23 protein-coding genes are annotated in these 26,312 nt (G+C 63.1%); 18 read left to right on the top strand and 5 right to left on the bottom strand.

What is annotated here, in order from left to right; translation table 11 throughout:
- Positions 1–46 precede the first annotated feature (46 nt).
- The 8 genes from mltG to ACTHNR_RS22410 all read left to right on the top strand — a co-directional run bounded on the left by mltG (position 47) and on the right by ACTHNR_RS22410 (position 7,602).
- On the top strand, positions 47–1,099 hold the full coding sequence (gene mltG, locus ACTHNR_RS22445) for an endolytic transglycosylase MltG (protein WP_440550320.1): 1,053 nt from the start codon (positions 47–49) through the stop codon (positions 1,097–1,099).
- Positions 1,100–1,720 (top strand): dTMP kinase, encoded by a 621-nt coding sequence (gene tmk / locus ACTHNR_RS22440; protein WP_440550318.1) that lies wholly within the window; start codon positions 1,100–1,102, stop codon positions 1,718–1,720.
- A 79-nt stretch (positions 1,721–1,799) separates the two neighbouring features.
- Complete coding sequence (locus ACTHNR_RS22435; RefSeq protein ID WP_440550464.1) at positions 1,800–2,828, top strand: DNA polymerase III subunit delta'; 1,029 nt, start codon at positions 1,800–1,802, stop codon at positions 2,826–2,828.
- Positions 2,829–2,847: 19 nt separating this feature from the next.
- Positions 2,848–3,639, top strand: coding sequence for a TatD family hydrolase (locus ACTHNR_RS22430; RefSeq protein ID WP_440550315.1), 792 nt, complete (start codon positions 2,848–2,850; stop codon positions 3,637–3,639).
- Between the two features lie 58 nt (positions 3,640–3,697).
- Entirely contained in the window at positions 3,698–4,429 is a 732-nt protein-coding gene (locus tag ACTHNR_RS22425) for an ankyrin repeat domain-containing protein (RefSeq protein ID WP_440550312.1), read from the top strand.
- 76 nt (positions 4,430–4,505) lie between these two features.
- Positions 4,506–4,883, top strand: a complete 378-nt coding sequence (locus ACTHNR_RS22420) for a Rap1a/Tai family immunity protein (protein ID WP_440550309.1) — start codon at positions 4,506–4,508, stop codon at positions 4,881–4,883.
- A 30-nt stretch (positions 4,884–4,913) separates the two neighbouring features.
- A complete protein-coding gene (gene otsA, locus ACTHNR_RS22415; RefSeq protein WP_440550307.1) occupies positions 4,914–6,290 on the top strand; it encodes an alpha,alpha-trehalose-phosphate synthase (UDP-forming) in 1,377 nt (458 codons plus the stop codon).
- A gap of 229 nt (positions 6,291–6,519) precedes the next feature.
- Complete coding sequence (locus ACTHNR_RS22410) at positions 6,520–7,602, top strand: glycosyltransferase family 4 protein (RefSeq protein WP_440550304.1); 1,083 nt, start codon at positions 6,520–6,522, stop codon at positions 7,600–7,602.
- 81 nt (positions 7,603–7,683) lie between these two features.
- On the opposite strand, the gene ACTHNR_RS22405 is transcribed toward ACTHNR_RS22410, so the two are convergent.
- Positions 7,684–8,283: a BPSL1445 family SYLF domain-containing lipoprotein gene (locus tag ACTHNR_RS22405; protein ID WP_440550301.1), complete on the bottom strand. Its 600-nt coding sequence runs from the start codon at positions 8,281–8,283 to the stop codon at positions 7,684–7,686.
- Positions 8,284–8,433: 150 nt separating this feature from the next.
- Complete coding sequence (locus tag ACTHNR_RS22400) at positions 8,434–8,877, bottom strand: hypothetical protein (protein ID WP_440550298.1); 444 nt, start codon at positions 8,875–8,877, stop codon at positions 8,434–8,436.
- A gap of 408 nt (positions 8,878–9,285) precedes the next feature.
- On the opposite strand from ACTHNR_RS22400, the gene ACTHNR_RS22395 reads away from it, so the two are divergent.
- The 10 genes from ACTHNR_RS22395 (at position 9,286) to ACTHNR_RS22350 (ending at position 23,681) form a co-directional block, all read left to right on the top strand.
- Positions 9,286–9,567, top strand: a complete 282-nt coding sequence (locus tag ACTHNR_RS22395; protein WP_440550296.1) for a hypothetical protein — start codon at positions 9,286–9,288, stop codon at positions 9,565–9,567.
- 256 nt (positions 9,568–9,823) lie between these two features.
- A complete protein-coding gene (locus ACTHNR_RS22390) occupies positions 9,824–10,792 on the top strand; it encodes a sugar ABC transporter substrate-binding protein (protein ID WP_440550293.1) in 969 nt (322 codons plus the stop codon).
- Between the two features lie 194 nt (positions 10,793–10,986).
- A complete protein-coding gene (locus ACTHNR_RS22385) occupies positions 10,987–12,570 on the top strand; it encodes a sugar ABC transporter ATP-binding protein (protein WP_440550290.1) in 1,584 nt (527 codons plus the stop codon).
- Positions 12,567–13,577: an ABC transporter permease gene (locus ACTHNR_RS22380; RefSeq protein ID WP_440550287.1), complete on the top strand. Its 1,011-nt coding sequence runs from the start codon at positions 12,567–12,569 to the stop codon at positions 13,575–13,577. The genes ACTHNR_RS22385 and ACTHNR_RS22380 overlap by 4 nt, the downstream gene beginning before the upstream one ends.
- Before the next feature lie 131 nt (positions 13,578–13,708).
- Positions 13,709–14,737, top strand: a complete 1,029-nt coding sequence (locus tag ACTHNR_RS22375) for a LacI family DNA-binding transcriptional regulator (RefSeq protein WP_440550284.1) — start codon at positions 13,709–13,711, stop codon at positions 14,735–14,737.
- A 34-nt stretch (positions 14,738–14,771) separates the two neighbouring features.
- Positions 14,772–15,707, top strand: a complete 936-nt coding sequence (rbsK, locus tag ACTHNR_RS22370; protein ID WP_440550281.1) for a ribokinase — start codon at positions 14,772–14,774, stop codon at positions 15,705–15,707.
- A gap of 205 nt (positions 15,708–15,912) precedes the next feature.
- The gene (locus tag ACTHNR_RS22365) at positions 15,913–17,811 is read left to right on the top strand and encodes a methyl-accepting chemotaxis protein (protein WP_440550279.1); all 1,899 of its coding nucleotides are present in this window, start codon (positions 15,913–15,915) and stop codon (positions 17,809–17,811) included.
- 813 nt (positions 17,812–18,624) lie between these two features.
- The gene (locus ACTHNR_RS22360; RefSeq protein ID WP_440550276.1) at positions 18,625–20,547 is read left to right on the top strand and encodes a PrkA family serine protein kinase; all 1,923 of its coding nucleotides are present in this window, start codon (positions 18,625–18,627) and stop codon (positions 20,545–20,547) included.
- Positions 20,548–20,715: 168 nt separating this feature from the next.
- Positions 20,716–21,984 carry a YeaH/YhbH family protein gene (locus ACTHNR_RS22355; RefSeq protein WP_440550273.1) on the top strand — a complete coding sequence of 423 codons (1,269 nt, stop codon included), beginning with the start codon at positions 20,716–20,718 and terminating at the stop codon, positions 21,982–21,984.
- On the top strand, positions 21,981–23,681 hold the full coding sequence (locus ACTHNR_RS22350) for a SpoVR family protein (RefSeq protein ID WP_440550270.1): 1,701 nt from the start codon (positions 21,981–21,983) through the stop codon (positions 23,679–23,681). The genes ACTHNR_RS22355 and ACTHNR_RS22350 overlap by 4 nt, the downstream gene beginning before the upstream one ends.
- Positions 23,682–23,720: 39 nt before the next feature.
- On the opposite strand, the gene ACTHNR_RS22345 is transcribed toward ACTHNR_RS22350, so the two are convergent.
- From ACTHNR_RS22345 to ACTHNR_RS22335, 3 genes are all read right to left on the bottom strand, one after another.
- Entirely contained in the window at positions 23,721–24,371 is a 651-nt protein-coding gene (locus tag ACTHNR_RS22345) for a phosphoribosyltransferase (RefSeq protein ID WP_440550267.1), read from the bottom strand.
- 176 nt (positions 24,372–24,547) lie between these two features.
- Complete coding sequence (locus ACTHNR_RS22340; protein WP_440550265.1) at positions 24,548–25,330, bottom strand: 2OG-Fe(II) oxygenase; 783 nt, start codon at positions 25,328–25,330, stop codon at positions 24,548–24,550.
- A gap of 207 nt (positions 25,331–25,537) precedes the next feature.
- A complete protein-coding gene (locus ACTHNR_RS22335) occupies positions 25,538–26,089 on the bottom strand; it encodes a hypothetical protein (protein ID WP_440550262.1) in 552 nt (183 codons plus the stop codon).
- Between the last annotated feature and the right edge of the window lie 223 nt (positions 26,090–26,312).

Genomic DNA, 26,312 nt, shown 5'->3' with positions numbered 1-26,312 from the left:
TTAGGCGAACAAGTATTATATGGGGTCCATCCGAGCCTTGTTCCGCATGTCCCTGTTGAAGAAATGCCTCGCTTTCGGGGTAGTGGTCGCCGTTCTGCTTGCCGCGCTGTCCGTCGCCGGCGGCTATTACTGGGCCACGCGCCCGCTTGTGCTGTCCAGCCCCACGCTCGATGTCACGATCCAACCGCGCAGCACCGTGCGCGGCGTGGCCGCGCAACTGAACCGCGGCGGCGTACCGGTCGAGCCCGCGCCGTTCGCCTGGATGACGCGGGTGCTCGGCCTGCAAAGCCGCCTCAAGTCCGGAAACTACGAATTCAAGACCGGGGTCACGCCCTATGAAGTGCTGCAAAAGCTGGCGCTGGGCGACGTCAACGAATCGGTCGTTACGGTCATCGAAGGCTGGACCTTCAAACGGATGCGCGCCGAATTCGACGCCAATCCCGCGCTCAAGCACGACACAGCCGGCATGAGCGACGCGGCCTTGCTCGCGGCAATCGGCGCAAGCAGCGTGCAAGAGGCCCATGGCGCGGACAGTGCCGACCCCGCCGTCGCGACGAACGCCGAGGGGCTGTTCTTCCCCGATACCTATTTGTTCGACAAAGGAACGAGCGATTTGAACGTCTACCGCCGCGCCTACGGCCTGATGCAGCAGCGGCTCGCGGCAGCTTGGTCCACGCGTGCGCCGGGCTTGCCGTACCGAACCCCGTACGAGGCGCTGACGATGGCCTCGCTGATCGAAAAGGAAACGGGCAGGGCGAGCGATCGTCCACTCGTCTCGGCCGTGTTTGCGAATCGCCTGCGCATCGGCATGCCGCTACAGACAGACCCGGCTGTCATCTACGGGCTCGGCGAAAGTTACGACGGCCATCTGCGCAAGCGCGATCTGCAGCAGGACACGCCGTACAACACCTACATGCGCCGCGGCTTGCCGCCCACGCCGATTGCCCTGCCGGGCGTGGCGTCGCTGCAGGCGGCATTGAACCCGGCGCCCACGAGCGCACTCTATTTCGTGTCACGCGGCGACGGCAGCAGCGTCTTTTCCGATACGCTCGGCGATCACAACCGGGCCGTCGACAAATACATTCGAGGACAACAATAAATGGGGCGCGGCAAATTCATCACGTTCGAAGGCATCGACGGTGCGGGAAAGACCACGCACCTGTCGTGGTTCCGCGAACGGCTCGAAGAGAAAGTGGCCGCGATCGGCCGTGCGGTCGTGACGACCCGCGAGCCGGGCGGTACACCGCTTGGCGAAGCATTGCGGGAATTGCTGCTGCACGAGCGCATGGATCTCGAAACGGAGGCGCTGCTGATGTTCGCCGCTCGGCGCGAGCACCTCGCTCAAGTCATCGAGCCTACGCTCGCGCGCGGCGACTGGGTGTTGTCGGATCGCTTCACCGATGCCACTTTCGCCTACCAGGGCGGCGGGCGTGGCTTGCCGCGCGATAAGCTCGAGGCCCTGGAACGCTGGGTCCAAGGCGGCTTCCAGCCCGACTTGACGGTATTGTTCGATTTGCCGCCCGAGACCGCGAGCGCGCGGCGCGGAGCGGCACGTTCGCCGGACAAGTTCGAAAGCGAAACCGAGGCGTTTTTCTTGCGCACGCGCGCGGAATATCTGCGGCGCGCGCAAGAGGCGCCGCACCGGTTCGCGACGATCGACGCGTCGCGCAGCATCGAGGAGATCCGCAAGACGCTCGGTGCGCTCGTCGACGCACTTTGACATTGGCCGCCCCCTTCGATCCGTCAACCGCGTGACCGACGCAACCCGAGGCGAATACCCCGCGCATGAAGGCACGACAATGATCTACCCGTGGCAGCACGACGACTGGAATCGCTTGCAGCGCCTACGCGCGCAGTGGCCGCATGCCTTGCTTCTATACGGGCAAGCCGGCATCGGCAAGCTGCGCTTCGCGCAGCATCTCGCGCAAGGCATGCTGTGCGAAGCGCCGACCGCCAACGGCGAGCCGTGCGGCCAGTGCGTCGCGTGCAATTGGTTCGTTCAGGGCAACCACCCCGACTACCGCGCCTTGTTGCCCGAAGCGCTCGCCGGCGAGGCGGGCGGGGCGGCCGCTGGCGCCGATGAAAAAGGCGAGGGCGAGGAGGGCAAGAAGACGCGCGCGCTCAGCAAGGAAATCAAGATCGAGCAGGTGCGCGCGCTGCTCGACTTTTGCGGCGTCGGCGCGCACCGCGGCGGTGCGCGCGTGGTCCTGGTTTATCCGGCGGACGCGCTGAACGCGGCGTCGGCCAACGCCTTGCTCAAGACGCTCGAGGAGCCGCCCGCCGGCGTGGTGTTTCTGCTCGTTTCCGCGCGCGTCGACCGTTTGCTGCCGACGATCGTCAGCCGATGCAGGCAATGGCCGATGACGACTCCGTCGCCGGATCAGGCGCGCGGCTGGCTGTCGGAGCAAGGGGTGGCGGATTCGGCGGCGCTGCTGGCGGAAGCAGGCGGTGCGCCGCTCGCCGCACTGGCGCTGGCCGCGGACGAAAACCGCGCGTTGCGCGACTTCGCGCTCAAGCAATTAGCGGCCGGTGCCGACTGCGACGCGTTCGCCTGCGGCGAAGCGCTGCAAAAGCTGCCCGTGCCGGTCGTGCTGGGCTGGCTGCAGCGATGGCTTTACGATCTCGTCGCCGAGCGCGCGGCGCAGCGGCCGCGCTATTTCCCCGCGGCGCAACGCGAGTTGGCCCGCTGCGCGGCACGTATCGACGCCAATGCATTCGCCCGCTTCATGAAGACCGTGACGCGCGAGCGCGCGGTCGAAAATCACCCGCTCAACGCGCGGCTCGTGTTCGAGGCGTTGTTCCTCGGCTACCGCGACTTGTTCGTTTAATGTTGGACAGGATGACTCGATGTTCGTCGATTCGCATTGCCATATCAATTTCGAAGGGCTCGTGGAGCGCCTGCCCCAGGTGCTCGAGAACATGCGCTCGCACGACGTGACGCACGCGCTGTGCGTCAGCGTCGACTTCGAAACGCTGCCGAGCGTTTTGGAAGTCGCATCGAGCTACGAAAACGTCTACGCGTCGGTAGGCGTGCACCCCGACCACGAGGACGCGCGCGAACCGAGCGTGGCCGAACTCGTCGAACTGGCCGCGCACCCCAAGGTCGTGGCGATCGGCGAAACCGGGCTCGACTACTACCGGCTGGAAGGCCGCTCGATTGCCGAGCTCGAATGGCAGCGAGAGCGCTTTCGCACACATATTCGGGCCGCGAAGAGGACGATGAAGCCGCTCATCGTCCACACGCGTGCGTCGGCGGACGACACGCTTCGCATCATGGAGGAGGAGCAGGCGAGCGTGCCGGGCGGCGTCATGCATTGCTTTACCGAGCCGTGGACGGTGGCGCAACGCGCATTGGCGCAAAATTTTTACATTTCCCTTTCGGGCATCGTCACATTCAAGAGCGCGACCGACGTTCAGGACGTCGCGCGGCGCGTGCCGCTCGAGCGCCTGCTGATCGAAACCGATTCTCCCTATTTGGCCCCGGTGCCCTATCGCGGTAAACCCAATGAACCTGCGTACGTCAGTTATGTCGGACGTTTCATCGCGCAAGCGCGCGGTATACCGGAAGCGGATCTCGGCGCCGCGACGACTCGGAATTTCTTTCGCTTGTTCGGCATCGCCGCGCCGCACGGCGGCTGAACCGGCCGCGCCACCACCGTTCATACGACAAAATAAAGGAAGCCTCTTGGAAACACTCATGTCCCCGTCGTTCTCGTTCCTTGCTCGCCGCACGCTGCACGGCTTCGCGCTGATATGCGCTGGCGCGCTGGCCTCGATCGCCGTGACCGCGCAGGCGTCGAGCCTCGATTCCCTCGTGAAGGCCGTGAAGTTCGACGACGTGAGCGCGGTTCAGAAGGCGCTCGCCCACGGGGCGGACCCGAACGCGACTGATGACCAAGGCATGCCGCTCATCGTGTTGGCCGCGCGCGAGAAGTCCGACAAAGTCGCCAAAGCCTTGATGGCGAACGCCAAGACGGACGTCGAAAAACTCGACGCGGCGGGCGAAAACGCGATGATGCTCGCGGCGCTGAACGGCGATACCGCCCTCGTCAAAGCGCTCATCGCCAAGGGTGCGGAAGTCAACAAGAAGGGCTGGGCGCCGCTGCACTACGCCGCCGCGAACGGTCACGACGATATCGTCCAACTGCTGCTCGACAATTCGGCCTACATCGACGCGAGCTCGCCGAACGGGACGACGCCGCTCATGATGGCTGCCCGCGGCAATCACCTGTCGACGGTGAAGGTGCTGCTCGATGCGGGCGCCGACTCTCGCTTGAAGAACCAGATCGGCATGACGGCGCTCGATTTCGCCAAGCGTTACCAGGCCAAGGACGTCGAGCAAGGCCTGCAAGACATGTATGCGCGCGAAGCCGCGGCAGCGTCGGGCGCTTCGGCGGTGTCTACGCCCGCTCAAAACGGTGCAAAATAAGCACTTTTGGCCCCGGCCCGGTTTGGGCCGGGCAATTCACGCAATACCCGTTCACCGCTCGGAAAAAAGGAAGATTATGTTGCGGGCTTTGATTTGCGTCGGCACGTTGACGATGCCGGTTGCCGCGATGGCGGTCACCTCGCTCGGGGGCGGCAAGTTTACGGCCGGGGATCTGCACAAGCTGTGCAGCCAGACCGACGCGATCTCGCGGGCTGCTTGCGTGGCCTACATCACGGGCGCCGCCGATGGCGTGTTCAACACGATCGACGCCATCGGAGGCACGACGGGGCCGCGCGTGGGCCAGTACTTCTGCCTGCCCGAGCGCGTCGAGTCGCAGCGGCTCGTCGACGCCGTACGCCGCTATGTCGCCGAGAATCGCGACGCAGCCGACTACAACGCCAGCACGGCCGTCTCGCTGGGCCTGGAAAAGGCCTTTCCCTGCAAAGGCGACTGACGCTCGCCGCCGACCTGAACCGCCACGACCATGGGACGACTGATCGCCGTATCGAACCGCGTTGCAACGCCTACCGAAACGAAGGGCTCGGCGGGCGGGCTCGCCGTCGGCATTTTCAGCGCGCTCAAAGACATGGGCGGCATCTGGTTCGGCTGGAGCGGCGACGTCGTCAGCGAAGCCGTCGCCAATGCCGGGCCCACGCTCAAGGATGAAGGCTCGGTCACCTTCGCGACGGTGGGCCTCACGCGGCGCGACTACGATCAGTACTACCGCGGGTTTTCGAACGCCACGCTGTGGCCCGTGTTTCACTACCGCAACGACCTGGCCGGGTACGAGCGCGAGGAGTATGCGGGCTACCGCCGCGTGAACGCCTGGCTCGCGCACAAGCTCGTGAAGCTGATCGAGCCGGACGACATCGTCTGGGTGCACGACTACCATCTAATCCCGTTCGGCGAAGCGCTGCGCCGCGAGGGCGTCGCCAACCGCATCGGCTTTTTCCTGCACACGCCCTTTCCGTCGCCGCAGGTATTGCTGAACGTGCCGCCGCACCAGGAACTCATCAAGTCGCTGTGCTGCTACGATCTCGTCGGGTTTCAAACCGACTCCGATCTCTGCGCATTCCACGATTACATCGTTCGCTACGCGGGCGGGACGGTCAGCGAGGACGGCGAAGTCGAGGCCTATGGCCGCCGATTGCGCTCGGGTGTCTATCGGATCGGTGTGTTCCCCGACGAAATCGAGGCCGAAGCCGCCCGCAACGAAAGCCGCCAGCAGGTGCTGGAACTCAAGCACAGCCTCGAAGGCCGCAAGCTCGTCATGAGCGTCGACCGCCTCGACTATTCGAAGGGGCTCATCGAACGGTTCCGCGCCTTCGAACAATTGCTCGAGCGTGCGCCGCAGTGGCGGGGGAACGTCACCTTCGTCCAGGTGGCGCCGCCGACTCGGGCCGACGTCGACAGCTACCAGCTGATCCGGCAGAACCTCGAATACGAGGCAGGGCGGATCAATGGGCGTTACTCGAGCCTCGACTACACCCCCATCCGCTACCTCAACCAGCGGTTCGCCCGGTCGCAGCTCATGTCGATGTGCAGAGAATCGCAAGTCGGCTTCGTCACGCCGCTGCGCGACGGGATGAATCTCGTCGCCAAGGAATACATCGCTGCGCAGAACCCGGACGATCCGGGCGTGCTCGTGCTCTCCGAGTTCGCCGGTGCGGCTGCGGAATTGTGCGCGGCGCTGATCGTCAATCCGCACGACATCGTCGGTATGTCGGAAGCGCTCGAACGCGCACTTTCGATGCCGCTTGCCGAACGTAAGCAGCGCCATGAGGTCAATATGGCCGTGCTCAGGCGAAACGATCTGGGCGTTTGGCGCGACTCGTTTTTGGCCGATTTGCGCGGACGCTGAGCGACCGCGCGTCAATATTACGGTGGCAGGCCCGCTGTTTCGCGACTGTAACAGCGCGCAGGAAATGAAAGCGAAGCGTGCCGGGAGGCGCGTCGTCGCGAATAATTGAGGCCACGGACGCCGTTTAGCGTTTGCTCCGTAGAGAGCACCTAGGCGTCGCCGCGGTACAACCGGCGGACCGGGCATTCGGGGAGAGAGCCCCGAGGTCCACTTGCATGGAGTCGATCGAATGAAAATTGCCCAAATCGCGCCGCTGACGGAGTCGGTGCCCCCCAAACTTTACGGCGGCACCGAGCGCGTCGTCTCATACATCACGGAAGCGCTCGTCGATCTGGGCCACGATGTGACGTTGTTCGCAAGCGGCGACTCGAGTACGAGCGCCAAGCTCGAAGCCGTCTGGCCCCGCGCGCTGCGGCTCGACCCGGGCATTCGCGATCGCATCGCACCGCACATGCTGCTCATGGAGCTCGTGCGGCGCCGCGCGGAAGAGTTCGACGTCCTGCATTTCCATATGGACTACTACTCGTTCTCGCTATTCAAGCGGCAAGAAACGCCTTTCGTGACGACGCTGCACGGCCGTCTCGATCTGCCCGAGCAGCAGCCCGTGTTCGATACGTTCGACACCGCGCCCGTCATCTCGATCTCGAACGCGCAGCGGCACCCGATGCCGCAGGCCAAATGGCTGTCGACGGTGTATCACGGGTTGCCGGAAGCGCTCTATACCCCGCAGCCCGTCGAGCAGCGGTATTTGGCCTTCCTGGGACGTATCTCGCCCGAGAAGCGTGTCGATACGGCCATTCGCATTGCCGCGCATTGCGGGCTGCCCATCCGCGTCGCCGCGAAAATCGACGCAGCCGACCGCGAGTACTTCGAGCGGGAAATCAAACCGCTTTTCGATTTGCCGCATGTCGAATTCATCGGCGAGATCGCCGACGAGCAGAAAGCCGACTTCCTCTCGGGCGCTCACGCGCTGCTGTTTCCCGTCGATTGGCCCGAGCCGTTCGGGCTCGTCATGATCGAAGCCATGGCCTGCGGCACGCCCGTCATCGCCTTCAATCGCGGCTCGGTTCCAGAGGTCGTCGACGAAGGGATATCGGGCTTCATCGTCGAGGACGAAATCAGCGCGGTGGCCGCCGTCAATCGCTTGCACACGCTCTCGCGGGCGCGCGTGCGGCAGCGCTTCGAGGAACGATTCACGTCGCATCACATGGCGCGCCAATACGTAGCGGCGTACCAATCGGTGATCCGCGCGCAAAAGCGTTCGCGATTCAAAGTGGTCGATTCGGCGCCGGGAGAAGAGGCCGCGCGTTAGCGGCGTCTACTCGGCCCGTCTCGGAAGGGGGAATAGACAACGCGGCGCCCACGAGCGCCGCGCTGTCATATCGGCTCGAGCTTAGATGTTGAGCCGCGTGATCTTCGTGCCTTCGAGCGAGAGATCGCCCATGAGGCCCGCGTTGGTCATGACGATGACTTCGACGGGCTTGGTGGCCGTCGTCGTGTCGATGGCGCCGTTCGCACCCATCTTCAACACGGCAACGGAAGCGTCGCCGCCGACCGACCATCCGTCACGCGAGCGGAACGAGTTCAACGCGTCGTCGGTCATGAAGAGGAAGACCACAGCCTTGGATTGCGCACCGGCCTGGAATCCAAACGATCCGGAGACAGTGTTGTAGTAGCCGGCCGTCTGGCCGCCCACGCGCAACGCGCCTTCGCCGTACTGCCCGCCGACGACGAAGCCGGCCTGCAGCACCTTCGGGAAGACAAGTACGCCGTGCGCTTTCTGCACGAGTTCGCGGGAGCCGGGCACTTGCGCGTACAAACGCGAAAGCGTCGCATCGACGCTCGAATTGATCTCCTGCCGCTTAGATACGTTGCTGCCCGGCGTCGAGCCAACGGGGTTGCCGTTGTTCGTGGTTGTCGTACAGCCGGCGAGGGCAAGCGCGCCGACGACGACGGCGGCCGAGGCCTTTAGTATCAAGTTTCGTTTTCGCATGGACTCTCTCCGTTATGTTCCGTCGGTCAAACCGCTCGACGGCGGGTTCGGACGAAGCGTGATCTCACACAACGCAACGGGGATACAGCATGAGCCATGCCAGGGCCGGGCCCGAATTTATGCGCCCGCGGCGCCGTGCCGACGCGCCGCCTAGTGCTGAACGGTGCGCTTGACGACGGGCGGGCGCCGCAGCGCGCGGCGAATTCCGGCGATCACGAGACCCACGGCAAAGATGAAGGCGGCAGGCACGACCCAGTACCCGACGAACGCGTGCCACAAATACAAAAAGAGCGTGCGGCGCCGGAGCGCGTATTCCGCGACCGCCTCCTGCTGGCGCGGCGCATTGGCGCTCAGCACGTCCGCCGGACAACCGGCCGCGCGGGCCTCGTCGGGCTTGCCGCGGCAGCGCGCAGGGGCGCCTGCGGCGCGTTGCGCGTCGGTGAACTGCCATGTGGTGAGCGCGTGGTCCAGGTCGACGACGTTATAAGCCATTTGCACCTGAATCTCGCGCACCGCTACGATTGCCACCGGGACGGCCCAAAAGACGATGACGATGAGCCAGCGTCTTACCCAGCGGTTGTGTCTCCATGCCATTTAATGCCTCCGCAATGCATTGCGCATCCACGATGAGACGGCGGCCCGATGGCTTGAATTCGTTAGGTCTGCGGGCCGTCTTGGCAGCCATCATAGAAGAAATGCGACGAATCGTCGCTCCCCAGAAACCGTTGGATGCTCGGACGGCCCCGTTTCGGTTCCGGAGACGCTCGGTAATTTCTTCAAAGCTTCCGGCATTTCGAGCCCCCGCCTTCGGGGTGGGGGCGAAAATTCCGGGCCGCGGGCAGGGCGCCCCGGAAGGTACGACCCTTGCATGTCATTGCATGCAATTTCATCGCGGCCGTTTCGAATCATGCGCGTCTAGAGGTCTCTAGAAGCATGCGGGCTGCGCCGGCCAATGCCCCTCGAGCCGGCGGGCCAATCATTCATCCCAGCGGAGCGTCAGCCATGTCCGTACCGTTTTCCGAGCAGTACAAGGGGTTCGCGATCGGCGTGCAAGCCCTGCGGCGTGCAAAAGAGCCCGATCAGGGCGATGACGCGCCTCGCCGGTTCGACATCGTCGTCACTATCTCGCGCAAGGCGAGCGGCGAGCATGCGAAAGCGGAAATGTTCGGCGTTCCTGAACACGCGCCGCTCGACGATCAGATCGAGGCGCACAAGATCGGCGCGCAATACGCGCGCGACATCATCGACGGGAAGGTCGACGGCACCTCGGTCTCGCACCTTTAGCCGCGCCTGCGAACCCCGAAAACCCGCGCGCAGCGCGGTTTTCGGGCTTTTTGCCTCGCGATCGATCAGCACAAACCCGAACTTGTCGCGCGCCATCCTTGCGCGCTATCGCGGAAGAGTCCAGCATAGGCGATCCCCTTCATACGTCGGGGATCGCAGCGTATCGTCGCGCCAGGCGATGATGCGTTGCGGCAATCCAGTGTTCCAATCGAAAAATCGGGGCTCCTCGAGAGCCGAATAAGAAAAGGAGAACTCTATGCTGCACCGCACCCGTCGCCGTATGCTCGTCGCTGTCGCCGCTCTGACCTGCGCGGCGCTCGCCCCGCTCACGGCGACCGACGCACTCGCGCAGACCAAGAAGCCCAAAGTGGCGCTCGTCATGAAATCGCTGGCAAACGAGTTTTTCCTGACGATGGAAAACGGTGCGAAGGACTACCAAAAGCACAACGCCGGCAAGTTCGACCTGATTACGAACGGCATCAAGAACGAGACCGATACGGCTGCGCAGATCAACATTATCGAGCAGATGATCAATAGCCACGTCGATGCGATCGTGCTCGCGCCGGCCGATTCGAAAGCGCTTGTGCCGGTGGTGAAGAAGGCCGTCGATGCCGGCATCATCGTCGTGAACATCGACAACCGGCTCGATCCGGATGTGGTCAAGTCCAAGGACTTGAACGTGCCGTTCGTCGGCCCGGACAATCGCAAGGGCGCGGAAAAAGTCGGCGACTACCTCGCCAAAAAACTGAAATCCGGCGATGAAGTCGGGATCGTCGAAGGCGTCTCGACGACGACGAATGCGCAGCAGCGCACGGCCGGGTTCAAGGATGCGATGCAGAAGATCGGCGCCAAGGTCGATTCGGTCCAGTCGGGCGAATGGGAAATCGACAAGGGCAATGCGATTGCCTCCGCGATGCTCAATCAGTATCCGAACATCAAGGCGCTGCTGTGCGGCAACGACAACATGGCGATCGGCGCCGTGTCGGCGGTGCGGGCAGCCGGTAAGCAGGGCAAGGTGCTCGTCGTCGGCTACGACAACATCGGGGCGATCAAGCCGATGCTCAAGGACGGGCGCGTGCTCGCCACGGCCGACCAGTACGCCGCCAAGCAAGCCGTGTTCGGCATCGACGTAGCGCTCAAGGCGATTGCGGAGCACAAAAAGCAATCTGAGCTGTCGCAAGTGGTCGAAACACCGGTCGACCTCGTCACGAAGGCGACGAAGTAAGCAAAATTCGTCGTTCATGTGAAAAACGCGGCGCGCGGCGCCCCGCAAGGGCGCGCGCTGTCGCGCCCGTTCGGGCCGAGCATGCGCGCTCAAGAAAGTGCGCGCAGCTGCCGTTAACTTCCGACATATGCGTCATGGCGGCGAGCCGGCGCGCGACGGCTGCTTGACCCCGCCGCCCCGACAACGGAAACCCGATGGATTTGACCGACCACGACGAAACGAACGCAGTGCTCAGTGTGACCGGCATCGGCAAGGTCTATGCCGAGCCTGTGCTCGCCGACGTCACGCTGGCGCTATACGCGGGCCAAGCGCTGGCGCTGACCGGCGAGAACGGCGCGGGCAAAAGCACGCTGTCGAAAATCATCGGCGGGCTCGTCGCACCGAGCGCCGGCGACATGCGGCTGTTCGGTGCGGCCTACGCTCCTAAGAGCCGGCACGACGCCGAGGCGCTGGGCGTGCGCATGGTCATGCAGGAACTGAACCTCTTGCCGACACTGAGCGTGGCCGAAAACTTGTTTTTCGACAGGCTGCCGCGTCGCGGTCCTCGTGCGCTCGGTTGGATCGACCGGGCGCGTCTGCGCGAGAATGCGCGCGCCGCGATGGCGCGGGTGGGGCTCGATGCAATCGATCCCGACACGCCCGTCGGCGCGCTCGGCATCGGGCACCAGCAAATGGTCGAAATCGCGCGCAACCTGATCGACGATCCGCGCGTACTGATCTTCGACGAGCCGACGGCCATGCTGACCGCCCGCGAAGTCGATTTGCTGTTCGAGCAGATCGACCGGCTGAAAGCGAGCGGCGTCGCCATCGTCTACATCTCGCACCGGCTGGAGGAACTCGCGCGCGTGGCCGAGCGCGTCGCCGTCCTGCGCGACGGCCGCCTCGTCCATGTCGACCGGATGTCGAACGTGACGAGCGAGCGCCTTGTCACGCTCATGGTCGGGCGCGAGATCGGCGAACGCATCGATCTGGGCGAACGGCGCATCGGCGCGCCCTTGCTGAAGGTGGAAGGGCTCAGCCGCGGCACGGCGGTGCGCGACGTTTCGTTCGAGGTTCGCGAAGGCGAGATTTTCGGCGTCAGCGGGCTGATCGGCGCGGGGCGGACCGAATTGATGCGGCTCATCTACGGCGCCGATACGGCCGATCACGGGACCGTATCGATCGGCCGGCCCCTGAAGACCGCGCGCATCGCCTCGCCTGCCGACGCCGTTAGGCACGGCATCGCGCTGATTACCGAGGATCGCAAAGGCGAGGGACTGCTCCTGCCGCAGTCGATCGCCGCCAACGTGGCGCTCGGCAACATGGACAGCGTATCGAGCTGGGGCGTCGTCGAGCCGCGCCGCGAGCAGGCGCTCGCGCGCAAGCAAATGGAGGCGCTGCGCGTGCGGGCTCACGGGAGCGCGCAGCCAGTAGGCGAACTGTCGGGCGGCAACCAGCAAAAGGTCGTGATCGGGCGCTGGCTTGCCCGCGACGCGGACGTCCTGTTGTTCGACGAACCCACGCGCGGCATCGATGTAGGCGCCAAGTTCGACATCTACATGCTGCTCGGGGCGCTGGCGCGCGAGGGCCGCGCGCTCGTGGTCGTATCGAGCGACCTGCGCGAACTGATGCTGATCTGCGATCGAATCGGCGTGATGTCCGCCGGCCGCCTCACCGGCATCTTCAATCGAGACGAGTGGACGCAAGACGCGCTGCTCGCCGCGGCGTTCGCGGGCCACATGAACGGCTCGCGCCACACCGCGCCTACTCACCCTCAAGACGCACGGAGTCTGTCATGACCGACCCGAACGCACGCCCCGATGGCGGATCGGCCATCATCGGCGATGCGCCGAGCGCGCGACCGTCCGGAACACGGCTCGGCTTTTCGAACTACCTCGGCCTGGCCGGGGCGCTGGCCGCCATGGTTGCGCTGTTTTCCGCGCTCAGTTCGCACTTTTTGACGTACGAAACGTTCAGCACGATCGCCAATCAGATACCCGATCTCGTCGTCATGTCGGTCGGGATGACGTTCGTGCTCATCATTGCCGGCATCGATCTTTCCGTCGGCTCGGTCTTGGCGCTTGCGGCTTCCGTCGTCAGCGTCGCAGCGCTCAAATGGGGCTGGGGCCCGGTGCCGTCCGCGTTGGTCGGCATGGCCGCGGCCGCGGTGACGGGCACGTTGACGGGCGCCGTCACGGTCGGCTGGCGCATCCCGTCTTTCATCGTGTCGCTGGGCGTGCTCGAAGCAGCGCGCGGGCTGGCCTATCAACTGACCAACTCGCGCACGTCCTATATCGGCGATGCATTCGATTTCTTGTCCGATCCGATCGCGGTCGGCATCTCGCCTGCATTCGTGATCGCGGTCGCGGTGATGATCGCCGCGCAGCTCATCTTGACGCGCACGGTTTTCGGCCGGCACCTCGTGGGCATCGGCACGAACGAAGAAGCCGTACGGCTCGCGGGCGTCGACCCGCGGCCGTACAAAGTAGCGGTGTTCGCTTTGATGGGCGCCTTGTCGGGCCTCGCGGCGCTATTTCAGATCTCACGGCTGGAAGCGGCCGATCCGAATGCCGGCGTGGGGCTGGAGCTGCAGGTCATCGCCGCCGTCGTCATCGGCGGCACGAGCCTGATGGGCGGGCGCGGTTCGGTCATCAGCACCTTCTTCGGCGTGCTCATCATTTCTGTGCTTGCCGCGGGACTGGCGCAGATCGGCGCCAACGAGCCGACGAAGCGGATCATCACCGGCGCCGTGATCGTGGTGGCCGTCGTGCTCGATACGTATCGAAGCCGGCGCAAGCGAGGCTGAGTGGGCGATTCGCGTGGGAGGCACGTTCGTCGCGCGGGGAAACGCGGCGCAACGCTGTCGCAAGTACGATGTAGAGTAGGTGATGGGCTGCTCCTGCCCGCGGAAGAAAAACAAGCGAGAGAGAATCGGTAATGGCGACGATCAAGGATGTGGCGGCCATGGCCGGCGTGTCGTTCACCACCGTATCGCACGTGGTCAACAACACTCGGCCGGTGTCGGCCGACGTGCGCGCGAAGGTCGAGCGCGCTATCAGCCAGCTCAACTACGTGCCTTCGGCGGTAGCGCGGTCGTTGAAGGCGCGCGCCACGGCGACGATCGGGCTCGTCGTGCCCAACAGCACGAATCCCTACTTTGCCGAGCTCGCACGAGGCATCGAGGACGGTTGCGCGCGCGCGGGATTTTGCATGTTTTTCTGCAATTCCGACGACGACCCGGGAAAGCAGCGCAATTATCTTCGCATCCTGCAGGAAAAGCGCATCGACGGGCTCATCATCGCATCGGCCGGCGAGGACGCCGTCCTGGCCAGCAGCTTGACCGATACGCGCGAACCGCTCGTCATCGTCGATCGCAACATCGAAGGGCTGTCGGCCGATCTCGTGCAGATCGACCATGAGCGCGGCGCATACCTTGCCACCAAGCATCTGCTGGAACTCGGCCACGTACGGATCGGCTGTATCACCGGGCCGGTGGCGACGGCGGTCAGCGCCATGCGGGTGCACGGCTTCATTCGAGCGATGGCGGAGCGGGGCATCGACATCGAGCCGAGCGCCATCGTCGAAAGCGATTTTTCGGGCCGCGGAGGGCAGGAAGCGGCGGGGCGTCTGTTCGACACGGTTCGACCGACCGCGATTTTCGCCTGCAACGATATGATGGGCATCGGCGCCTTGCGTGTGGCCGCCGAACGCGGCATTCGCGTGCCGCAGCACTGCTCGATCATCGGCTTCGACGACATCGAACTGAGCAGCTACACGTACCCGGCGCTGTCGACGGTCGGACAGTCGGTGCGCGCGCTCGGCGAGGCCGCGGCGCAGATGCTGATCGAGCGCATCAGCGGCGGCGTCAGCGGGCCGACGCGCCGGCGCGTGATTACGCCGCGGCTCGTCCTGCGCGAATCGACAGCCGTTTTTGCCGGGCCGATGAATACCGCTTTGTGCGCTTGACGCCACCTATCCTCGCGCGAAGGACTCAAAGACGATGACTGAAACGAACTCGCAAACTACCGCCATGAAAGGAACCGTGGCGGTGGTAGGCAGCTTGAACATGGACCTCGTGGTGCGCGTGCCGAGGCTGCCCGTAGCCGGCGAGACGCTGGCCGGGCATACGTTCGACCAGGTGCCGGGGGGCAAAGGCGGAAATCAAGCGGTTGCGGCCGCCAGGCTAGGCGCCCGCGTGGCGATGATCGGACGGGTCGGCGCCGACGGCAACGGCGCGTCGCTGCGCGCCGGGCTCCAGGCCGAAGGCATCGATTGTGCAGCGCTCGACACGAGCGAAGCGGCGCCGACAGGCGTGGCGCTGATCTCAGTCGACGAAGAGGGGCGCAATTCCATCGTCATCGTTGCCGGCAGCAATGGCGAGCTGACGCCCGCCGACATCGCGCGGCACGAAGCCGTGCTGGCCTCGGCCAACGTCATTGTTTGCCAATTGGAAACGCCGCCCGACACCGTGCTTGCGGCGTTGAAAACGGGGCGTCGTCTCGGCAAAACCGTCATTCTCAACCCGGCTCCGGTCATCGGGCCCTTGCCAAGCGATTGGCTGCCGCTCGTGGATTATCTGATTCCGAACGAAGTCGAGGCCGCCGCGCTGACGGGTTTGCCGATCGGCTCGCCCGCGCAAGCCGCCGATGCGGCGCAGGTATTGCGCCGCCAAGGCGTGCGCAACGTGCTAATCACGCTCGGGGCGTCGGGCGTCCTAGCCGCGCTGGAATCCGGCCCCACGCATTTCGAGGCGCCCCGCGTGACAGCGGTCGATACGACAGCGGCGGGCGACACGTTCATCGGCGCATTCGCCGCGCAACGTGCAGGAGGCGTAGCCGTCGATTCGGCTATCCGATTTGCGCAACGCGCGGCTGCGCTATCGGTGACTCGGCCTGGCGCGCAGCCCTCCATCCCAACACTTTCCGAACTGACATAACGAAAACAAGCCCGCCGAAGTGGCGAAGCGGTCTACCTCGCACCGGACAATTAGCCAAATCAATCGACTATTCCAAGTTAATTCGTCTTATCAATCAATTCTCTCAAGTCCTTCTCTCACAAGGCCGTAAACGAATTCAGCGCGCTTGCTCTCACCGCACTCGGCCAGCGCGCGCCCCTCGTTTCGCAGAAAAGAAGGACATCGCATGTTTAAACACGGTATGACGATCAAAACGCGCATCGGCTTGGCCGTGGCGTTCTTATCCGCGTTGTTGCTCGCGCTCGGCACATTAGGCTTGTCCGGGATGAGCAAGGTGAGCGATGCGACAAAAAACATCTACGAAAACCAGATGCCGGGCGCCGTGGCGATTGGCATGGCGGAGAGCTACGCAGCGCGTGAACGCCTCGCCTTGGATCGCGCGGCGATGCACGCCGGAGAACCCGACGAAGCGAAAAAGAATTTCGACCGAGCCGACGTGCTTCGAGCGACCTCCGACGAGTGGTGGAAAAAATACCTCGCCTTCCCGCGCGATACAGACGAAGACAAGTTGGCGCAGGACGCGGCCGCCAAGCGTGAAGCGCTGCGGGCGGTCGTTTCCACGTACGTCGACGCGATCAAATCGAACGATCACGACAAGATCCTGAGTACCGCCGACGCGTTGCAGGGCGCCTTCGTGGCGCTTTCCAAGAGCGACGACACGCTGAGCAAGCTGCAGTTCGCGCAGTCGAAGGCGCAATACGACGAGACGCTGGCGACCTATGACACCCTGCGCGCGGCGACGGTTGGCCTCTTGGCCGTCGCATTGGCCGCCGCACTATTCGCCTACGTCAATTTGCGCCGGGCAATCGCTCGCCCGCTGGCGGATGCGCTGGCGAGTTTCGATGCGATCGCCGCCGGCGATCTGCGCAAGCCTATCGTCGTACGCACGCACGACGAAATGGGGCTGATGCTCGAAGGTCTGTCCAAGATGCAGCGCAGCTTGACCGAGACCGTGCGGACGGTGCGCAGCGGCAGCGAATCGATTGCATCGGCGACGAAGGAAATCGCGGCGGGCAATCTGGATCTATCCGCGCGGACCGAAGAGCAAGCCGCTTCGCTGCAAGAGACGACGTCCAGCATGGATCAGCTCACGGGAACGGTGCGGCAAAATGCCGAGAACGCTCGACAGGCCAGCGCCTTGGCGACCAATGCGTCGGCGATCGCGAATAAAGGGAGCGCTGTCGTCGGTCAGGTCGTCGGAACCATGGGCGAGATCAACGACAGCTCCGCGAAGATCGCGGACATCATCACGATCATCGAAGGCATCGCGTTCCAAACGAACATCCTCGCGCTCAACGCGGCGGTCGAGGCGGCGCGAGCCGGCGAGCAGGGGCGCGGGTTCGCCGTGGTGGCGGGCGAGGTGCGGGCGCTCGCTCAGCGCTCATCGGGCGCGGCCAAGGAAATCAAGACGCTCATCGACACCTCCGTGGAACGCGTACAGTCCGGATCGGCGCTGGTGGGCGAAGCCGGGCGGACGATGGAAGAAATCATTGCGGCGGTGCAACGTGTGACGGACATCATGGGCGAAATCGCCGCAGCCTCCGAGGAACAAAGCGGCGGGATCGGCGAGGTTGCGCGCGCCGTGTCGCAGATGGACGAAGTGACACAGCAAAACGCGGCGCTCGTCGAGCAAGCGTCGGCAGCCGCACAGTCCCTGCAAGAGCAGGCCGAACGTCTACGCAGCGCCGTCAGCGTGTTCCAGCTTGCCGACGACGGCACGGCCTGGCGCGCCCAGGCAATGCCTGTACGCGTCGCCGCGGCAGCCGAAGCGGGCGCATCGAAACGGCAGGGGAAGCTCGCCGGCTCGACGAGCCGCGCCACATTCGGTCAAAAGTTGTCCGCGCAACCGCGTGCGGACAGAAAGCGCAACGCACCAGCGCTCGAGCGTCCGGCCTTGTCGCCGGAAGCCTCGCCCGCGCTCGTCGCCGCGCCGGCAACCGCAAGCGCACCTTCCACGCGTCCGCCGGCGCCGACGATCGCATCGAAACCGCCAGTGGCCGCCGCGCCCGCGCGCAAGAGCGCTGCGGCGAGTGGGGCATCCGACGACGATTGGGAAACCTTTTGAGCATGTCGGCCCGAGGCTGCGGCGGACCGAGCGGTAGGTAACGCTCGCAACGTCCGCCTCTCGGTCCAAGATCTTCACCAATGCTCGCCGGCCCGGCTGCTCCTTCACCGAGCGGTCGGGCCGCTCCACATCCGGCCCCCAAAACGAGCGTCCGACCGACGTGGCGGCCGGCCCTGGCCATTGGCGCGACGCCTCTCTTTCCCGCCGCTATCGTTTGTTTAGAAAAAAACTTGTAACCGATGCGCACGGACGTCATCGAAATCGCGCCTTGGTGCGTATACGGCGTAATGGTCAACTCGTGCGAAGTGCGCGCCGCAGTATGCTCCGCGCCCGTGGAGCGGCACGAATGCCGAGCGGGCATCGTGTGTGCAATGGGGGCAAAGGAAGCAAGAGCGATTGCACCGATGTCGAGCGCGAAGCAAGGAAAGGTCGAGCGTGCGCGATCGATGCCGTGGCGGATGTCGCTATATGAGAAAGCGAACGCACATGCGGCGCTGTCGCACGTTGCGCCTCAGCTGGCGCGCACGCGACGCGGCAACGTGAAGTACCGTTGGATGTAACACGCGGGGGGATTCACACGTGGGCGATCGCAAGAGCGCGACGGGCAAACAGCTAGGAAGGTGCAAACGAAGAGCAGGTGGAAGATTGTAGGCGAGTGTGCGCACATCTCCAAGTTAGGGCACACGTGTAGCGCCTAGGGCAACGTAGGTCGTGAAAAAAAATTTAAAAGGGTTTAGGATGATTTCGAGCGAGGTCGTTTCGGTATAACCGCCAGTAGACGACATCGTCCGCAGACTTCGGCGAGGAGGTAGCATGGATATTTACAGCAGCTTCGCGGAACGCTTCGAAAAAACGCGGGAGGAGGAATTCTCGCTCGAAGAGTATCTCGCGCTCTGCAAAAACAATCCCGCCGCGTACGCGACGGCCAGCGAACGCATGTTGACGGCTATCGGGGAGCCGGAACAAGTCGACACGCGCCACGATCCCCGCTTATCGCGAATCTTCGCGAACAAGGTCATCAAGGTATACCCCGCGTTCCGAGAGTTCTACGGCATGGAGGACGTGATCGAGCAAGTCGTCGCGTACTTCCGCCACGCCGCGCAGGGGCTCGAGGAAAAGAAGCAAATTCTTTATCTGCTCGGTCCTGTAGGCGGCGGCAAGTCGTCGATCGCCGAGCGGCTCAAGCAGTTGATGGAACGGGTACCGTTCTATTCGATCAAGGGCTCGCCCGTCAACGAGTCGCCGTTAGGGCTTTTCGACTACGACGAAGACGGTCCGATTCTCGAAGAGCAATACGGCATTCCACGCCGCTACTTGAAGAGCATCTTGAGCCCATGGGCAGTCAAGCGGCTGCACGAGTACAACGGGGACATCCGCAAGTTCCGCATCGTACGTCGCTATCCGTCCATTCTTCGTCAGATCGGGATTGCCAAAACCGAGCCTGGCGACGAAAACAATCAGGACATCTCTTCGCTCGTCGGCAAGGTGGACATCCGCAAGCTGGAGCAATACGCGCAGGACGATGCCGACGCCTATAGCTACTCGGGCGGCTTGTGCCTAGCCAACCAAGGCTTGCTCGAGTTCGTCGAAATGTTCAAGGCGCCGATCAAGGTGCTGCATCCGCTGCTCACGGCAACCCAGGAAGGCAACTTCAAGGGCACGGAAGGATTCGGAGCGATTCCGTTCGAAGGCATCATCCTCGCGCACTCGAACGAGTCGGAGTGGAAGGCGTTCCGCAACAACCGCAACAACGAAGCGTTGCTCGACCGGATCTTCGTGGTGAAGGTGCCGTACTGCCTGCGCGTGTCCGAAGAGATCAAGATCTACGAGAAGCTGATTCGCAACTCGTCGCTCGGCCAGGCGGTATGCGCGCCCGGAACGCTCAAGATGATGGCGCAGATGTCGGTGCTCACACGCCTGCAAGAGCCGGAGAATTCGAACCTGTTCTCGAAGATGCAGGTGTACGACGGAGAAAACCTGAAGGACACCGACCCGAAGGCAAAGTCGTACCAGGAATACCGCGACTATGCCGGCGTGGACGAGGGCATGACGGGCGTATCGACTCGGTTCGCGTTCAAGATCCTCTCGCGCGTGTTCAACTTCGATACGTCGGAAGTGGCGGCCAACCCCGTGCACCTCATGTACGTGCTCGAACAGCAAATCGAACGCGAGCAGTTTCCGCCGGAAACCGAGCAAAAGTACCTGTCGTTCGTGAAGGATCTGCTGGCTTCCCGCTACGCCGAGTTCATCGGCAAGGAGATCCAAACCGCGTACCTCGAATCGTATTCGGAGTACGGCCAAAACATCTTCGATCGTTACGTCACGTACGCCGATTTCTGGATCCAAGATCAGGAGTTCCGCGACCACGATACGGGCGAGAGCTTCGATCGCGCCGCGCTGAACGCCGAACTCGAGAAGATCGAGAAGCCGGCGGGCATCAGCAACCCGAAGGATTTCCGCAACGAAATCGTGAACTTCGTGCTGCGTGCTCGCGCCGCCAACGGCGGGAAGAATCCGGCTTGGATCAGCTACGAAAAGCTGCGTGTCGTGATCGAAAAGAAGATGTTCTCCAACACGGAGGAACTGCTGCCGGTCATTTCGTTCAATGCCAAGGGGTCGGCTGAAGAGCAGCGCAAACACGAAGACTTCGTCAATCGGATGGTGGCGAAAGGCTACACGCCGAAACAGGTCCGCTTGCTCTGCGACTGGTACCTGCGCGTGCGCAAGTCCTCGTAGCCGTAGCAGTAGAGGGATAAGTAGTAGCGGGCGCGACGCGCTCGTGGGTTCGCCGCCCACGAGCGCCAACCAAGCGCTTCACGCGCAAGCGACGCGCGGTGCGCGGGCAACTAGCCTGCGCCAGGGCTCGTCGTGTCGCTTTCGGCAATTAGAAGCGGGAGACTGGATGTGCTTCATCAAATCATCGACCGCAGGCTAGCAGGCAAGAACAAAAGCATTGCGAACCGCGAGCGCTTCTTGCGTCGCGTAAAGGGTTACATCCGGCGCGCCGTGTCCGAAGCGGTGCGCGATCGCAGCATCAAAGACATTCAAAACACGCAGAGCATCACGATTCCGCGCAAGGACATCGCCGAACCGCAGTTTCATCACGGGCCGGGCGGCCGTCGCGAGATGGTGCATCCGGGCAATGAAGAATACGTGCGCGGCGACAAGATTCCGCGCCCGAACGGCGGCGGAGGGGGCGGGGGCAGTCAAGCGAGCAATGAAGGGGAAGGGCAGGACGACTTCGTCTTCGAGTTGAGCCGCGAAGAATTCATGCAATATTTCTTCGACGACTTGGAATTGCCGCGACTCGTCAAAACGCATCTGCTGGCCGTGCCGACCTGGAAAAACATCAGGGCGGGCTGGGCGGCGGAGGGCACCCCGAACAATATCGACGTCGTACGCTCGCTGCGCAGCGCACTCGGCCGGCGCATCGCGCTCGGCGCGCCGCTCGTGAATCAACTGCATGAACTCGAGCGTCAGTACGAGTTGTTGATGAACGAGCCCGGGGATCATGCGGATGAGATCAAGCGGCTCGAGGAGGACATCCATCACCTGCGCGGGCGCATTTGGCGGATTCCCTTCATCGATCCGTTCGACCTACGCTACGTCAACCGCGTCAAGCAGCCGCAGCCGTCGAGTCAAGCGGTCATGTTCTGCTTGATGGATGTTTCCGGCTCGATGGACGAGCAGCGCAAGGATCTGGCCAAGCGCTTCTTCATCCTGTTGTACCTGTTCCTCAAGCGTAACTACGAAAAGATCGAGGTCGTTTTCATCCGGCACCATACGCGGGCGGAGGAAGTCGACGAGGACACGTTCTTTCATTCGACGGAAAGCGGCGGGACGGTGGTGTCGAGTGCGCTCGAGCTCATGCACAAGATCCAAAGCGAGCGATATTCGCCGACTGAATGGAACATTTACGGGGCTCAAGCGTCGGACGGGGACAACTGGACGGACGATTCGCCCAAGTGCCGCCGTATTCTGCAAGAGGACATCCTGACAAAGGTCAGGTACTTCGCCTATATTCAAGTCGCGCCCGAAGAGCAAAATCTTTGGCTGGAGTACGCGCAGCTCGCCATGAGTGAACCGCATCTGGCGATGAAGAAGGTGGATGCCGCAGCCGATATCTATCCCGTGTTCAGGGAGCTGTTCGAGAAGCAAGTGGCGGCCTCATGACGACTAAGCATTTGCATAACGAGTCGCGCGGCTATCAGCCGGAGCGACGCCGGAAGGGTGCGCGCGGGCAGGGCCCCGATCACAAGCAGCAAGCGAAGCCCGAGCCCGCCGATACCGAACAACGAGGCCGCATCGAAGCACCTGCACCTGTCGTGGCGCAAAGGGAACCCCGTATGAACATCGCCGACCGCAGACCGTTGCCGTGGCCGTCCGATTGGACCTTCGAGCTCATCGAAGAATACGACACACATATCGCCGAAGTCGCCGAGCAATACGAGCTCGACGTCTATCCGATCCAGCTCGAGCTAATCAGCGCCGAACAGATGATGGACGCTTACGCGTCCGTCGGCATGCCCGTCAACTACCGCCACTGGTCGTTCGGCAAGCATTTCCTTTCCACGGAAAAAAGCTACCGGCGCGGCCAGATGGGATTGGCCTACGAAATCGTCATCAACTCGAACCCTTGCATCGCGTATCTGATGGAAGAGAACACGATGACGATGCAGGCGCTCGTGATCGCGCACGCCGCCTATGGCCACAACTCGTTCTTCAAGGGGAACTACCTGTTCCGCCTGTGGACCGATGCGCACGCGATCATCGACTATCTCGTGTACGGCAAGAACTACATCGCCGAGTGCGAGGAGCGCTACGGGATGGATCGCGTCGAAGAACTGCTCGACTCGTGCCATGCCCTGATGAACTACGGCGTGGATCGCTACAAGCGACCGCAAAAGCTCTCGCTTTCGAAGGAGGCAGCGCTGCGTCGCGAACGCGAAGCCTATCTGCAGTCGCAGGTCAATGAACTGTGGCGCACGCTACCTTCGCATCAAACGCCGCTAGCCGAGGAGGAAGAAGAGCGGTACCCGCCCGAGCCCCAGGAAAACCTGCTTTATTTCGCGGAAAAGAATGCGCCGCTGCTCGAGCCGTGGGAACGGGAAGTGATCCGCATCGTACGTAAGATCGGACAATATTTTTATCCGCAACGGCAAACGCAGGTGATGAACGAAGGTTGGGCGACGTTCTGGCACTACACCTTGCTCAATACGCTCTACAACCAGGGCCTGCTCGAAGACGGCTTCATGATGGAGTTCTTGCACTCGCACAGCAACGTCATCTATCAGCCGCCCGTGACGAAGCCGTACTACAGCGGCATCAACCCCTATGCGCTCGGCTTTTCGATGATGAGCGACATTCGGCGGATCTGCGAGGCGCCGACCGAGGAAGACCGCCGCTGGTTCCCCGATATCGCCGGCTCGCCCTGGCTGCAGACGCTGCACTATGCGATGCGCAATTTCAAGGACGAGAGTTTCATCGCGCAGTACCTGTCGCCGCAGCTCATTCGCGACATGCGGCTGTTCTCGGTGCTCGACGACGATACGCGCGACGCGCTCGAGGTATCGGCGATCCACGACGACAGCGGGTACCAGCACGTGCGCCAGTCGTTGTCGCGCCAGTACGACATGCATCATCGCGAGCCGAACATTCAAGTGTGGTCCGTCAACACGCGAGGGGACCGCAGCCTCACGCTGCGTCACTTCATGAGCGACAACCGGCACTTGGCGAACGACAGCGAAGAGGTGCTCAAGCACATGGCGCGTTTGTGGCAGTTCGACGTGTATCTTGAGAGCGTGGACGAGAACGGCACGGTCAGAAAGCGGTTCGAGTGCCGGTATGTCCCACCGGCCGTGCGGCTTTGAATTAGCGCGTCGGCTCCAGGCGGCCAATTCATCGTCGAATTACGCCGCGCCATCCCAGGCGCGGTGTAGCAATGCGCGCACATCGTCGTCGGTCGTCTCGCCGAAGTCTTCATAGTGCTGGCCGACACTGAAAAATAACGTCGGCTGCGACGGACAGATGAACGCGTCGACGACGCCGGCAAATTCCGCATCGACTCCCTCCGGCGCCACCGGTACCGCGGCGATGATGCGCTTGGGCCTGCGCGCCCGCAATGCGAGCACGGCTGCGCGCATCGTGGCCCCCGTGGCGATTCCGTCGTCGACGAGCAGCACAGTCCGGCCCTCGACCGATGCAGGCGGGCGATTTCCACGATACAACGCCTCCCGGCGCGCTAGCTCGACGCGTTCATGAGCAAGCACGGCATCGAACTGCGCTTGTGAAACATGTGCGGCGCGCATGGTGTCATGGTCGACGTAGAGGGCGCCGCCCGATGCGATAGCGCCCATGGCCAGTTCCTTCTGACCGGGCACACCGATTTTTCGCACGGGAAGAACGTCGAGTTCGGCATGGAGCGCCGTGGCTACTTCGAATGCGACGGGTACACCGCCGCGCGGCAGGGCGAGGACGACGGCGTTGGTTCCGGCCTCGTTGCGTAAGTGCTCGGCCAGCACGCGTCCGGCTTGCGCACGATCTTTGTACAGAGCAAACATACGCGCCCCAGCTCGGGATCGGCAATATTCAATGGTTGTCGCGCACGGCCGAAAAAGCGAGACCGCCGCGGCGCCGTATGCGTTTTATTTTAGTCGCCGCGCGGGTATTAGTGCGGGAATGGGGGCCGAGCCCAAGGGCGGTCTTCGGCACATCGTTATGGCGCCCCAGCGCGAGCCTACAGCGCGTCGTGAAAAATAATACCGACCGTATGACGGCGGCCCGACCTGAGCCGACTGACGCCGTGGCGCATATTGACGCGGTAGACGCCTCTCGTTCCCTGTACCGGGCGGTGGCTGACGGCGAAGATCACCGCGTCGCCTTGTTCCAGTTGAACGACTTCAGCACGAGACTGCATGCGCGGGCGCTGCTCGGTCAAGACGAATTCCCCGCCCGTAAAATCGCGCCGAGGCTGCGACAGCAGAACAGCGACTTGGATCGGGAACACGTGTTCCCCGTATAGGTCTTGGTGCAGACAGTTGTAATCGTCCTGCTCGTATTGAAGGATGAGGGGAGTGGGGCGCAATTGGCCCGCCGCGTGGCAGCGGTCGATGAATGCAGCATGCGTCTTCGGGTAGCGCACGACGATGTTCATCATTTCGTTCCACCGGTTCGCGATGGGTACGAGATGAGGGTAGAGCGTCGCGCGTAGCGTGGCGATGATCGGAGGCAGCGGGTAGGCGAAGTACTTGTATTCGCCTTTGCCGAAGCCGTGGCGACTCATGACAATGCGGCTGCGGTAAAGGGGATCGAGATCGTATTGCTCGGCTAGCGCATGGCAATCGCTTGGGCGGAGCAAGCCTGGCACGACGTCATATCCGTATGCATCGAGACAGGCTTGGATATGGGGCCAGTCGATGGCGTCTATGTTTTCGGTCGCGGGGGATGTGGACGCAGAAAAGCCATCTGCTGGCTTCTCGGCGAACAGCGGTGCGGCGTGGCGGTGGGCTAGGGTGGTCACGATTCGGTTCGCGTGTTGGGCGATACCGGCTATTGTGCCCCGGCAGCGGCGCGATCCGCCTTCCGAGTCTTGCGCTCTTATTCTGAGCTACGTCCGCGTCGGCGGGATTACGCTGTTTGCAGCGTCGAACGTCGACGGACCGGAGATACGCTGCAGATCACTGCGTCAGTGACGCGCGGGACTGTTTCGAATCAGTCGTAGTGGGCGTTAAAACAATGCTGCGACGGCCCCGAGCCCGCCGACGACATCCACGGCGACGGCCGCAGTACCGCCCAAGACGACCGCGACACCGGCTGGGACGCCGATCTGCTCGGCGTGACCTGAAATGAAATGTCCGGTGCTATTGGCGGCGGCTCCGACGGCATGCACAGCCGAACTAGCGGCATGAACGGCAGTATGGGCTAACGAGGAAAATTCGGTTTCAGTATTGTCCGGCGTGTCGTCCGTACCGGCGTCGTCCCCTCGCTCGCGTCGTCCAAGCTCTTTGGCCAGCTGTCGCTGCTGTGCTTTGCTCAAAGGTATGCCGAGATCCTTCGCCGCTTTTATGACTTCGTTCAACCTTCGTTGACTGGCCTTGCTCATGCCCATGATCGACGGCGAATCCAATGGATCCTGCGCGGCGGGATCTGTGCCGGTCTTGGAGGTTGAGGTCGCCGGCGAAAGCGTATTGGGTTGAATGGGCGGGTCCGTTCGATCTGAATACGGCAGGTGCACCACATCCGGTGTCGCAAGGTCACGCGAGGCAACTGGGAATGTCACGACTCGTCCTCCGTTAAGGGATAAAGGGCCAAAATGCTTGATTCGGCGCGTCACGACTGCGCGCCCGAAATCTCGTCCGTCCTGCGGCGAGATGGATGGAGCGTAGTGGAATCGGAGCGGACTTTGGAGGTGGCGGCTCGTAGTTGGCCGCAGAACGGCATGGCGCGCTAACGGCTTGAACGTGCTCCGGTCAGGCCGAGGATCGGATGTGGGCAGTGAGGTT

This window comes from Trinickia sp. (assembly GCF_051954495.1).
GTDB lineage: Bacteria > Pseudomonadota > Gammaproteobacteria > Burkholderiales > Burkholderiaceae > Trinickia.
This window is presented reverse-complemented; position numbering and strand designations above follow the sequence as displayed.

Excerpts from the sequence above, each read along its gene's own strand:
- mltG (WP_440550320.1), top strand. The coding sequence starts at position 47 with ATGTCCCTGTTGAAGAAATGCCTCGCTTTCGGGGTAGTGGTCGCCGTT.
- ACTHNR_RS22385 (WP_440550290.1), top strand. The coding sequence starts at position 10,987 with ATGGATTTGACCGACCACGACGAAACGAACGCAGTGCTCAGTGTGACC.
- ACTHNR_RS22425 (WP_440550312.1), top strand. The coding sequence starts at position 3,698 with ATGTCCCCGTCGTTCTCGTTCCTTGCTCGCCGCACGCTGCACGGCTTC.
- ACTHNR_RS22405 (WP_440550301.1), bottom strand. The coding sequence starts at position 8,283 with ATGCGAAAACGAAACTTGATACTAAAGGCCTCGGCCGCCGTCGTCGTC.
- ACTHNR_RS22400 (WP_440550298.1), bottom strand. The coding sequence starts at position 8,877 with ATGGCATGGAGACACAACCGCTGGGTAAGACGCTGGCTCATCGTCATC.
- ACTHNR_RS22350 (WP_440550270.1), top strand. The coding sequence starts at position 21,981 with ATGACGACTAAGCATTTGCATAACGAGTCGCGCGGCTATCAGCCGGAG.
- ACTHNR_RS22365 (WP_440550279.1), top strand. The coding sequence starts at position 15,913 with ATGTTTAAACACGGTATGACGATCAAAACGCGCATCGGCTTGGCCGTG.
- ACTHNR_RS22390 (WP_440550293.1), top strand. The coding sequence starts at position 9,824 with ATGCTGCACCGCACCCGTCGCCGTATGCTCGTCGCTGTCGCCGCTCTG.
- ACTHNR_RS22360 (WP_440550276.1), top strand. The coding sequence starts at position 18,625 with ATGGATATTTACAGCAGCTTCGCGGAACGCTTCGAAAAAACGCGGGAG.
- ACTHNR_RS22435 (WP_440550464.1), top strand. The coding sequence starts at position 1,800 with ATGATCTACCCGTGGCAGCACGACGACTGGAATCGCTTGCAGCGCCTA.
- rbsK (WP_440550281.1), top strand. The coding sequence starts at position 14,772 with ATGACTGAAACGAACTCGCAAACTACCGCCATGAAAGGAACCGTGGCG.
- tmk (WP_440550318.1), top strand. The coding sequence starts at position 1,100 with ATGGGGCGCGGCAAATTCATCACGTTCGAAGGCATCGACGGTGCGGGA.
- ACTHNR_RS22430 (WP_440550315.1), top strand. The coding sequence starts at position 2,848 with ATGTTCGTCGATTCGCATTGCCATATCAATTTCGAAGGGCTCGTGGAG.
- ACTHNR_RS22395 (WP_440550296.1), top strand. The coding sequence starts at position 9,286 with ATGTCCGTACCGTTTTCCGAGCAGTACAAGGGGTTCGCGATCGGCGTG.
- otsA (WP_440550307.1), top strand. The coding sequence starts at position 4,914 with ATGGGACGACTGATCGCCGTATCGAACCGCGTTGCAACGCCTACCGAA.
- ACTHNR_RS22410 (WP_440550304.1), top strand. The coding sequence starts at position 6,520 with ATGAAAATTGCCCAAATCGCGCCGCTGACGGAGTCGGTGCCCCCCAAA.
- ACTHNR_RS22420 (WP_440550309.1), top strand. The coding sequence starts at position 4,506 with ATGTTGCGGGCTTTGATTTGCGTCGGCACGTTGACGATGCCGGTTGCC.
- ACTHNR_RS22380 (WP_440550287.1), top strand. The coding sequence starts at position 12,567 with ATGACCGACCCGAACGCACGCCCCGATGGCGGATCGGCCATCATCGGC.
- ACTHNR_RS22345 (WP_440550267.1), bottom strand. The coding sequence starts at position 24,371 with ATGTTTGCTCTGTACAAAGATCGTGCGCAAGCCGGACGCGTGCTGGCC.
- ACTHNR_RS22375 (WP_440550284.1), top strand. The coding sequence starts at position 13,709 with ATGGCGACGATCAAGGATGTGGCGGCCATGGCCGGCGTGTCGTTCACC.